The sequence below is a fragment of the Kitasatospora sp. MY 5-36 genome, from assembly GCF_001182915.1.
In the GTDB taxonomy this organism is placed as follows: domain Bacteria; phylum Actinomycetota; class Actinomycetes; order Streptomycetales; family Streptomycetaceae; genus Kitasatospora.
In genome coordinates this window covers 1-1,985 of sequence record NZ_LFVW01001089.1, presented here as the reverse complement: position 1 = coordinate 1,985, position 1,985 = coordinate 1, and the positions used below count along the sequence as shown (strand labels likewise).

General features: G+C 76.8%; 1 protein-coding gene and 1 pseudogene. Both read left to right on the top strand.

Annotation, left to right across the window (positions count from 1 at the left end; genetic code table 11):
• Positions 1-154 precede the first annotated feature (154 nt).
• A complete protein-coding gene (locus AE652_RS40375) occupies positions 155-1,771 on the top strand; it encodes a class I adenylate-forming enzyme family protein (protein ID WP_049660767.1) in 1,617 nt (538 codons plus the stop codon).
• Positions 1,768-1,985, top strand: a pseudogene (locus AE652_RS40370) (beta-ketoacyl synthase); the annotation flags it as partial. The gene AE652_RS40375 and the pseudogene AE652_RS40370, both read left to right, overlap by 4 nt.

Sequence of the window (1,985 nt, the reverse complement as noted above, 5' to 3'; positions counted from 1 at the left end):
CCGAGCGACCGACCGCACGCAGCCCGCCACTCGCCGCACGCCACACGCCGCCCGAGCAGCCGACCGCACCCGCCGCCCCCGCGCGGCCGACCGACCCTGCCACCCGATCAGCCGCCCGGGCCGTCCACCGGCCCCGAGGGAGGGATCCACCCCCGTGACCATCCGCAGCCTCCGCACCCAGCTCGCGGACGACCCCGACGTGGGCGCCGGCAACGTCCTCACCGCCCGGATCGCGCTCGGGCTCGACCTGGACGTACCGCTGCTCAGCTTCGACACCCCGGTGGACGACCACCCCGCCTGGCAGCCGTTCACCCTGCGCGAGCTGGACCGCGCCGTCCGGGCCCGCGCCGCCGCACTGCACGGCCTGGGCATCACCCGGCGCGACCCGGTGGTGGTGTACGCGAGCGACGCCGCCGACCACGTGCTCGCCTTCCTCGCCCTGGCCCGGCTCGGCGCCGTCCCCGCGCTGCTCAACCCCAACCTGGACGGCGAACGGGCCGCCCGCTACATCGCCCGCCTCGGCGCGGCCGGCGTCCTCGCCGACCCCGCCCACCTGGCCGCACTGGCCGGCCACGACCCGGGCGCGCCGCTGCTGCCCGAGATCGCCACCCTCGGCGCCGGCGACCCGGACGCCGCCCCGGAGCCGTACCGGCACTGGTCCGGCGACCCGGTGGCGATCACCCACTCCTCCGGCACCACCGGCATGCCCAAGGCCGTCGTCCACTCCCACGCGAGCCTGTACGCCGCGATCCGCCACCGGCTGCGGCTGCCCCGCCCGCAGGGCCAGGACCGGATGCTCAGCGCGCTGCCCGCCCCGCACGCCGCCACCCTGATCGCGCTCAACCTCGCGCTCAGCTCGCACACCGAACTCGCCGTGCTCTCCCGGCAGTCCGGCGACGGCGTACTGGAGGCCGTCGAGCGGTGGCGGCCCACCGGGGTGATCGGCTTCGCCGCCACCTGGGCCGACCTCGCCCGGCACGACCTCGCCGCCCGCGACCTGACCTCCGTGGCGCTCTGGTGGAACACCGGCGACTGCGCCCACGAGGTGCACATCCGCCGCCTGATCGCCACCGGCAGCCGGGAGACCGTCACCCGGGCCGGCCGCACCCGGCTGCCCGGCTCGCTGTTCGTGGACGGCCTCGGCTCCACCGAGATGGGGCACTCGCACTTCTTCATCACCCACGGCCCCGGCACCGAGCGCTACGGCCGCTGCGTCGGCCGCCCGCACGCCTTCGTCGACTGCGAGGTGGTCGGCCCGGACGGCGAGCCGCTCGGGCCCGGCGAGGTCGGTGAACTCGCCACCGCCTCACCGACCCTGGCGCTCGGCTACTGGAACGACTCGGCCACCACCTTCCGCACCCGGCTGCGCGGCCGCTTCCTCACCGGGGACCTGATGTACCGGGACGAGGAGGGCTACTACTACCACGTGGACCGGGCCGTCGATTCGGTCGAACTCGGCGGCGGCAAGCGGCTGTTCACCGCGATGTCGGAGGAGCGGGTGCTGGCCGCCTGCCCGGACGTGCTGGACTGCACGGTGGTCGCGGTCCGGGACGGCGAGCGCGTCGTCACCGACGTGCTGCTGCTCCTCGCCGCGGACGCCGACCCGGCCGCGGACCGCACCGGGGCGGTCGTCGCCGCCCTGGACGAGGCCGCCGCCGCGACCGTCCGCAAGGTGCTGGTGGTCTCCCCCGACGACATCCCGCTCGGCCCGACCGGCAAGGTCCGCAAGGTCCTGCTGCGGGAAACCCACCTCGCGGCGGTGGGCGCATGAGCGAGCGGAGTGTGCGAGCAGGCGAGCGGGGCGGGCGCACGACCCCGCGCCCCGGCGCCGTCGTCACCGGCATCGGCCTGGTCTCCCCGCTCGGCCGCGAGCCCGCCGAGGTGTTCGAGGCGCTCACCGCCGGCCGCTCCGGCCTGCGCGCCGTCCCCGAGGGCCACGCCGCGCACGGCTGGCTTCCCGCCGCCGTACTCGGACACCGGCACCC